This window comes from Terrisporobacter sp. (assembly GCF_017888745.1).
Taxonomy (GTDB): Bacteria; Bacillota; Clostridia; order Peptostreptococcales; family Peptostreptococcaceae; genus Terrisporobacter.
The window spans coordinates 1-8768 of sequence record NZ_JAGHFM010000123.1; the positions used below are offsets into that span (position 1 = coordinate 1).

Consider the following 8768-nt stretch of genomic DNA (forward strand, 5'->3'; position numbering starts at 1 on the left):
CAAGCTTATTAATTGTTGATGTAATTACAGTTCTAGATTTGATAATTTCTCCATATGTTACTGCTAGTTTTTGGACGAAATTCAAATCGTCACTTGTATTCATTTGTACTTTTTCATCTTTTTCTTCTTTATTTACAATTAATGTTGTACTTGCTTCATATACTGGATTTAACATAAAAAAGCTTATTAAACCACTTACTAAACCACATATAATTGCTGATAGAGCTATTACCCATAATTTTTTCTTAATTATGTAGAAATACTCCCTTAAATCGATTGTTTCCTCCATTTTTACCTCCTATGCAAGACAAGAAAATACTATTTTCTCTATAATTTTCCTTTTTATTATTCTACATAATATATTAACATACGAACTTTTACCATTCAACATACATTTTTTATTTTTTTATTTTTGTATATAAAAATATATTTTTAATTCCTAGCATTTCTTAATTTTACATTATTATTTTTATTTTTTTCTGAATATTTATTTATTTTATTTAGTGATAACGTTATTTCTATTTATTTTACAAATTATGACATTTATCGAGTAATTTTCATGTATTATAGCATATATCATTGCAACCCTCTTTCTTTTTGCGAACTTTATCCGTATCAAATGAAATATAGTTCATGTCTGCACTAATTATATACCTAATTCATACCATATTAAAGAAAAATTCTATAATTCTTTTTATAATTAGTGTAATTATAACCTATATATATTAATAAAAATAAAACACTATTTTATGAATGTAAGTTAAATACTTGGACATAGTATAATTAATAGGGCGTTTTATTCCCTTAAGTAAATATACTTCTCCTTAATAATGAGTAAAATATAATGCTAAAAATTCTCAGTACCTAGGTACTGAGAATTTTACATTTTATAACAAATAGTTTTATTTTTTTAAGAAATAAATATATTACACTTTCATTCGCAAACGATTTCCACTATAATTAACTTAGGCTCGAATGAAAACTATATAATGTAGTCCATTCTTAATTTTACATATTATTTAATATGCCAAAGGCAATCTTCCCCAAAGGTTGCCTTTTTTTCATGTTAAATTATATTTTCCTTACAATTAAAAAATCCTAACATAATAAATCTATATTAGGATTTTTCACTCTTAAATTATTAATTTTTTATAAAAAATTGCTAATCTATTTTATATTGTTATTCTTTGTTAATTAAATTTTACAAATTATATATAACTATTTGATTCTAGAAATATAATCCTTTACCACATTACAAGAATTTTTGAATTTAGCCAGTTCTTCATCAGTTAAACTTAGCTCATACTTATCTTCTACACCATCTTTACCAATTACAACAGGTATACTTATATATAAGTTTTCTTCTCCAAATTGTCCTTCTAATAAAGTTGAGGCAGTAGTAACGTATTTTTCATCATGATAAATTCCTCTTATCATTCTTGCAGCAGTTGATGCTATACCAAACTCTGTAGCTTTTTTACCTTCGTAAGTAAACCATCCACCTTTTACAGTTCTATATAGTATATCTTCTTTGTCTAATGTTCCAAAAGTTTCTGGTCTTTCTTTTTCCAATTCATGTAAAGGCTTCATTCCTAAACTTACAGTGGACCATGGTATCATTTGAGAGTCACCATGTTCTCCTAAAGTATATCCATTTATAGATTTTTCATCTACTCCAGTATCTTCAGCTAAAGCTCTTTTAAATCTAGATGAATCCAGCCCTGTACCAGTACCAATTACTCTAGATGGCTCAAGTCCTGATACTTGTTGAATATAGTAAGCTATTATGTCACATGGATTTGTAATGTTTATTATTATTCCATCAAATCCTGCATCCATAATTCTATTTATATAAGATTTGACCATATCTACACTATTTTGTAATTCAGCTAAACGATCTCTATCTTCAGATATTTTCCCAACACTGTTAACTATTATATCGCAATCTGCTAAATCTTCATATTCTCCCACATTTACTCTTATTCTATGTGGTAAATATGCAGTTGCATCCAATAAGTCATGTCTTTCACTTATAGCTTTCTGCTTATCTATATCAACTAAAACAAGCTCATCTACTATTCCTTGTGTTACTAAAGAAAAAGCAACATGTGCCCCAACATGGCCTACTCCGATAATTCCTACTTTTCTATTTTTCATTTCCATTCTCATTACCCCTTTTACATTTTATTTATAATATTATCTCAATTTCCTCATTTTGTCATTTATTTTCAAATATTCATTTAAGCACATTAAAGGAATAAGCACATTATATAGATTTTTCTATAATATTATTTTTTAATATTATATTGTTATCACCTAATTTTTGAAGAAAAGATGAAAGTTACAATATCTTTTTAAAGAATTTAAATCCTTTTTAATAAATTTCCAAGTATCTTTATATTCTCCTTTTACAGCGAAGGAATTGGTGCTTATAAAATCTACAAACTGTTTTTCTTTTCCAACGTACTCATCTACAAATTTATAAGAATATAGAGATTTTTGACCACATGGAGTATTTTGACTATTATGTAATACATGCTCCAGATTACAAGAAAAATAATAAACTTTATAAGGAATTTTTCCTATAAAATTAGTTTGGTACAATTTATTTAAAATACTAGACTTTCTTTCATTTCTACATATTATATTTTTTCTTTTATTAGTTTTTATAGAGTCCATAGTGTAAAAAGCTTTCTCATGATTCATATCTTCTAAAACAAAATCATCCTTAATAAAGGTTCCATCTGTATCTACTAAATGTATAATTTGCTTAATATCTGTTCTTTTGATACCATTATTTTGAGCTAAATATTTTCTCACTTCTCCATCAATTTTTCTTACTATATTTTGTGAACTAGAGTTAAACTCTGAAGTTATATCTTGATTGATAACATGAAAATGAACTAATTTACTTCCTATTAATTTAGATAAAATTAAACTAAGAGAATTCTCGTCTGTTATACCTTCCACAATGAATAGAGCTATTTTTTTAGTCTTATTCATGAATTTTTCCTTCTATTATATATGTACCCTTGATTATTAATATAAATTTTCTAGATTTCATTATCTATATTGTCCTTATAACTTTCATTATTTATATTATGATTAATCATCCATGCTTTTTGGAAGGCATAACTTATTTCATATTTATTAGTTTCATCGTATAGTTCTTCTCTCTGTCCACCTAAAATAATTCCTCTATAGTAAAAATCTCTTAGATTGTTCATTCCTTTTATAGAGTTTAAACCAATATATCTATTTTCAGGATTAGTCGTAGTAAAAATCACTAAATCTTTATTTAATTTTTCTAAAGCTCTTAAATTATGAGATGTAAAAATCAATTGTCCTCTAGCATTTTTACTTAAGATTTCAAGAATCTCTCCAAGTAAATATTCAAAAATACCTGCATCTAGCTCATCTATGGCAACCAAAATATTTTCGTTGTTGTACATGCCAATTAGCACACTAAGTATTGAAATTATCTTCTTAATTCCATCTGATTCGTATTTTAAAGGAATTGCATTTTTACCTCTAAGTGATAAAAGTTCAACTTTATATCCTTCTTTGCCATTTGATGTAGTTTCTTTTCCATAATTCTTTAATTCTATTTTTAAATTTGGAACTAAAGTAGATAAAACTATATTAATTTGTTCTAAAATTTTCTTCACCGTGTCAAACTTATCAATTTCAATGGTTGAAGTATCAAATAATTTTATATTAATATTTCCTCTCACCATTTTTTTATTATTATCTAGCATGAATGAAAAAGGTATAAGTATATTACTATTAATTACTCCCAAATCATCATTTTGAATTACAAAAAGATTTAGTATAGCAAAGTTTCTAATACTTGTAATAATCTTGCTGTGGTTTTTATTAGTTTTTGAAAAAGAAGAAATAAGTAGTGCAAAACTCTTTATATTAAATATGAAGGAAGTTGCATTTTCTTCACTTAATCCTTTAGCTATTCCAATAGATACCTTCTTATCCGTAGTGTTTGCCACTTCTTTATAATTTTTTATAGGTCTAAAAGCATAATCCTTATTATCTATATCATAATCTATTATAGTTACTCTATTTTTCCACATGTTGTCTTCAAATTTTGAGTAGCTTAATTTTTCTTTTGATACTTCTATATCGAAGTCTTTTGTAAATTTAAAATTATCATTATAATTTTCATCATAAATTTCAGTTATAAAAGGCATATTGTATTCAAAATTAGTTTTTCTAATTTCCTTTTTTCTTATTTCAAATTTATAAAAAACCCTATAAAGTTCTTCTTTATCCCATATCCTAAACTCAAAATTTAATGTTGCAAAGTCCGACTCACTATTTATATAATTTAAATGTTTTTTTATAAGCCCTTGACCAGATGCCAACCTTTTTAATAAATAAATTGCATTTATAACAGAAGTCTTCCCAGATCCATTTTGACCATAAATACCAAGTATATTAGAAATAGAATTTAATTCTCTACCTTCTTTAAACTCTATTTTCCCATTCTTAACATTTTTAAAATTATTAAGCTCTATACTTTTAAGTTTAATTACTGTATTTCTCACATCCTCACCTCATCATATACTTCTCATAATGAGTATTTTTCACAGAGAGTGAGTAGAATATACTATTTTTTCTTCTTTATAACATATCTCATTACAAAAAAAGTTATGGGAGTTGATACTATTGCAGTTATAATAGGTGCCAACTTTCTATTCATATTAAAATGATCCACTAAAAGTATCATTCCTATATACTGAATAATAAAATTAGGTATGTAAGTCAGAGGAAAAATCAAAAACTTCTTCAAACTAGGTTTTTCTTTATATGTAAAATATGTGTTTAAAAAGTATGAAAAAATTATACTTATCACATATCCTGCTGCAAAAGAAATTTTATAAGAAAAATTAAAAATATTCATAAAAACTAGATAAGATATATAATAAATAAGAGTATTTATACACCCAACTACTGTATATCTTAAAAATTCTTTTATTTTCGCACTTTTTATATTAAATAGAGATTTATCCATATGATGTCTCCTTGTTTTTTAGATATTGTCATCTCTTATTTTGTGAGTTTCTTATAATTTTATTAATTTTTCTATAAATGTTTAAATACTTTATTAAAGTTTTTAATCTTTATGAAAATCATAATCACAAATATCCCTAAAAAACTACCACAACTATCTATCAACACATCCTTAATCTGACCTGACCTTCCTGGTACAAATAGCTGGTGAACCTCATCTGATATGGCATATAATACACAAAATAAAAATGCCCATTGTGGTTTATATTCTAGTTTCTCAAACTCTAAAAATAGCAATATTGTTAAAATCCCCAGTAACATATATCCTAAGAAATGAGCACTCTTTCTTGTTATATGTTGTAAACTCTCAACTATTTCATCTTGAGATTCTTCTGATTTTTCATTAAACTGTGGTACCATTGATAAAATTAATCTAATAGTCCCTCCACTTGTATTCGATGATTTATTAGAATCTTGAGATGACATGGAGAAAATAAACACCATCCAAGATACTAATAATATTGCTAATATACTCTTTTTCATTGTCACCCCTCCTTTTATTCATAGATATTATTATAGACTAACTTAAAGTATTATTACAATAAAACATATAACTTGTTATACTAAAAATAAATATGTTATCATCTCCTTGTAACAAATTATATTATAACTTGGAGGTATATTATGAAACAAAATAAATATGATGATCCTAATTTTTTCAATAAATATAGCCAGATGCCTCGTTCAACTGGGGGACTTGAAAGTGCTGGTGAGTGGCATATCCTAAAAAACATGTTACCTAATTTTGAGAATAAAAATGTATTAGACCTAGGATGCGGATTTGGATGGCACTGTCGTTATGCTGCCCAAAATAATGCTAAATCAGTACTAGGAATTGATATTTCCAACAAAATGCTTGAGAAAGCTATGTCTCAAACAAATGATAAAAAAATTAGATATGAATGTAATTCTATGGAAGATGTGGACCTTCCGTCTAATAAATTTGATGTAGTAATAAGCTCTCTAGCTTTTCATTATGTAAAAGATTTTAATGATATTTGTAAAAAAATATATAATTCTATGACTTATAATGGTGACTTTATATTTTCTGTAGAACACCCTATTTTTACTGCAAATAACGAACAAGACTGGTACTACAATGAAAATGGAGAAATTCAACACTGGCCAGTAGACAACTATCAGTATGAGGGAATCAGAACTCCAAAGTTTTTAGGTGAAGAAGTAATTAAGTATCATAGAACTCTAGAAACTTACATAAACACTCTTATTCAAAATGGTTTTGTTATTACTAAAATATCTGAGCCTATTCCACCAGATTATATGATAGATAACTTACCTGGATTTAAAGATGAGTTAAGAAGACCTATGTTTCTTATGATAAGTGCTAAAAAAATAAATTTTTAAATTCATACTTATTTTTATAAATTAATAGTATTTCAAATTATTAATATATAAAAGCAGTCTCTGCCATGTAAATAGCTTTATTTGCTAATAAAGTAAATCATATCTTGTTTTATCCATATATACAGGGGTATATAATAAGTACAATCTAAAAAATGGAGATGATGATAATGCAGTTATTTACACCTAGGTGTTATAAGAAAAATTTACTTTTTTTAGCAGGTTCCTTATGGTTAATAGCAGGGTTTATGGTTGCTAAACTAGGTGCAGAGGTTATTATGACTTCTTCAAGTCATATGTTTATTTCAGCAGTAGTTACAGCTATAACTTTCTATATATTCTTTAATTTTATATTTAAAAAACTAGTAATAAAACACAGAGATAGAATTCGTTCAAAATCGCAAGATAAGCTTTGTTTATTTTCTTTCTTTGATTTTAAAAGCTATGCAATAATGGTATTTATGATGGGCTTAGGTATGACAATAAGAACTATTCCTACTATAAATCCATTATGCTGGGCCGCTGTTTATGTAGGTATCGGTGGGGCATTATTTTTAGCCGGTACTTACTTTATAAAAGAATGGAAAGATTGGGCTTAGTATTTTAAAATAATAAGTTCTCAAAGTAGTAGTTAACTATTTTGAGAACTTTTCTATTTTATAATAAGTTTATCCCAGCTTTACTACATTCTTCAACCATTTGCTCTGGCCAAATTCCTACTTGAACTTCACCTATATGTGCTTTGTTTAAGAAGAACATACATATTCTAGATTGACCAATTCCTCCACCTATTGTATATGGTAATTCTCCATTTAATAATGCTTTATGATATTCTAATTCCTTTCTATCTTCGCATCCTGCCATTTCTAATTGTCTTTCTAAAGCTTCTTCATCTACTCTTATTCCCATTGAAGAAAGTTCTATAGCATTATCTAATACTGAGTTGTAGAATAATAAATCTCCATTTAAATCCCAGTCATCATAGTCAGGACTTCTTCCATCATGTTTTTCTCCTGTACTTAGTAATTTACCTATTTGCATTAAGAATACTGCTTTTTTCTCTCTTACTATTGCATCTTCTCTTTCTTTAGGCGTTAAGTCTGGATACATATCTAGAAGTTCTTGAGAAGTTATGAAAGTTATTTCATCTGGTAATACACATTCTACTTCTGGGTATATTGAATGAACATGCTCTTCTGTTTCTTTGAATACTTTAAATAAAGATTTTACAACCTTCTTTAGTGTATCCATAGTTCTATCTTCTTTATTTATTATAAGTTCCCAGTCCCATTGATCCACATATAAAGAATGTAAGTTGTCCAGCTCTTCATCTTTTCTTATGGCATTCATGTCAGTATATAATCCCCTGCCTACTGAAAAACCATATTTTTTTAGAGCTACTCTCTTCCACTTAGCTAATGAATGTACTATTTCAGCATTTTTTCTTAAATGTGGAACTTCAAAACTTACTGGTGTCTCTACTCCGTTTAAGTTATCATTTGTACCTGTTTCTGGTAAAACAAATAATGGTGATGAAACTCTTGTTAATTTTAACATTTCCCCTAATCTATTTTCAAAAAAGTCCTTTAAGTCCTTTATTGCTTGTTGAGTTTCTATAACTCCTAAACTTGATTCGTATTTTTCTGGTATCATTAAACACATACTATAACACTCCTTTTGATTCTTAATTATGTTTTATATTCTTAATAAAATTAATTACTTCATCGTCGACATCGATATATAATAGCTAGCTATTTAGATTTTTAAATTTATCAATATAATTTCCTTACAAATTAAAAAAAGCCTTTCATCCTTGTATAAAAAGGACGAAAGGCTTGTTCTTCCGCGGTACCACCTTAATTAACTTTAATAAAAGTTCAGCTTCATTAGCGTACTAAATAATACACCACCAATTTGATAACGGATTGGTTCCGACTAAGTCTACTCTCTAATTTAGATTTCGGTTAGTAGCTCTGGGAGGTTCTTCATTATAAATCTTGTACTGGACTCACACCATAACCAGCTCGCTTTGACTCAATTTTATAACTACTCTTCCCTTCATTGCATTTACAATTTTTTCTATTTCGCTTTTATTTAATAGTAATGATAAATCATTAATATCATAATGTCAATAGATATTTTATAATTATTATTACTATTTATAAAAAATATATTCATTTTAGTAAAATTGAAAGGGGGCCTTAACAGGCCCCTTATTGATTGACAGAAAATAATAATTTTTAAGTAAAATTAATTAACAAATATGATATAAGGTTACATCATATATAAATTGACTATTTCTCAGTTATTTCTCCAAA

9 protein-coding genes and 1 other annotated feature are annotated in these 8768 nt (G+C 26.7%); of the genes, 2 read left to right on the forward strand and 7 right to left on the reverse strand.

What is annotated here, in order from left to right; translation table 11 throughout:
- The 6 genes from J7G74_RS06000 to J7G74_RS06025 form a co-directional block, all read right to left on the reverse strand.
- Positions 1 to 289, reverse strand: a 289-nt coding sequence (locus tag J7G74_RS06000) for a YveK family protein (RefSeq protein WP_297133121.1), incomplete at its 3' end; no start/stop codon positions are given.
- Between the two features lie 929 nt (positions 290 to 1218).
- Positions 1219 to 2163, reverse strand: coding sequence for an L-lactate dehydrogenase (locus tag J7G74_RS06005; RefSeq protein WP_297133124.1), 945 nt, complete (start codon positions 2161 to 2163; stop codon positions 1219 to 1221).
- 153 nt (positions 2164 to 2316) lie between these two features.
- Complete coding sequence (locus J7G74_RS06010) at positions 2317 to 3003, reverse strand: hypothetical protein (RefSeq protein WP_297133127.1); 687 nt, start codon at positions 3001 to 3003, stop codon at positions 2317 to 2319.
- A gap of 50 nt (positions 3004 to 3053) precedes the next feature.
- Complete coding sequence (locus J7G74_RS06015; protein WP_297133130.1) at positions 3054 to 4562, reverse strand: AAA family ATPase; 1509 nt, start codon at positions 4560 to 4562, stop codon at positions 3054 to 3056.
- Between the two features lie 62 nt (positions 4563 to 4624).
- Complete coding sequence (locus J7G74_RS06020) at positions 4625 to 5029, reverse strand: GtrA family protein (protein WP_297133132.1); 405 nt, start codon at positions 5027 to 5029, stop codon at positions 4625 to 4627.
- A 71-nt stretch (positions 5030 to 5100) separates the two neighbouring features.
- The gene (locus tag J7G74_RS06025) at positions 5101 to 5571 is read right to left on the reverse strand and encodes a VanZ family protein (RefSeq protein ID WP_297133134.1); all 471 of its coding nucleotides are present in this window, start codon (positions 5569 to 5571) and stop codon (positions 5101 to 5103) included.
- Positions 5572 to 5712: 141 nt separating this feature from the next.
- Here J7G74_RS06025 and J7G74_RS06030 point away from each other — a divergent pair, with 141 nt between their 5' ends.
- Complete coding sequence (locus J7G74_RS06030; protein WP_297133136.1) at positions 5713 to 6453, forward strand: class I SAM-dependent methyltransferase; 741 nt, start codon at positions 5713 to 5715, stop codon at positions 6451 to 6453.
- A 167-nt stretch (positions 6454 to 6620) separates the two neighbouring features.
- On the forward strand, positions 6621 to 7049 hold the full coding sequence (locus J7G74_RS06035; RefSeq protein ID WP_297133137.1) for a hypothetical protein: 429 nt from the start codon (positions 6621 to 6623) through the stop codon (positions 7047 to 7049).
- 58 nt (positions 7050 to 7107) lie between these two features.
- Here the strand turns inward: J7G74_RS06035 and asnA are convergent, their stop codons facing one another.
- Positions 7108 to 8112 (reverse strand): aspartate--ammonia ligase, encoded by a 1005-nt coding sequence (asnA, locus tag J7G74_RS06040; protein WP_297133139.1) that lies wholly within the window; start codon positions 8110 to 8112, stop codon positions 7108 to 7110.
- Between the two features lie 157 nt (positions 8113 to 8269).
- Positions 8270 to 8521 (reverse strand) — a binding site (T-box leader).
- Positions 8522 to 8768: the final 247 nt, after the last annotated feature.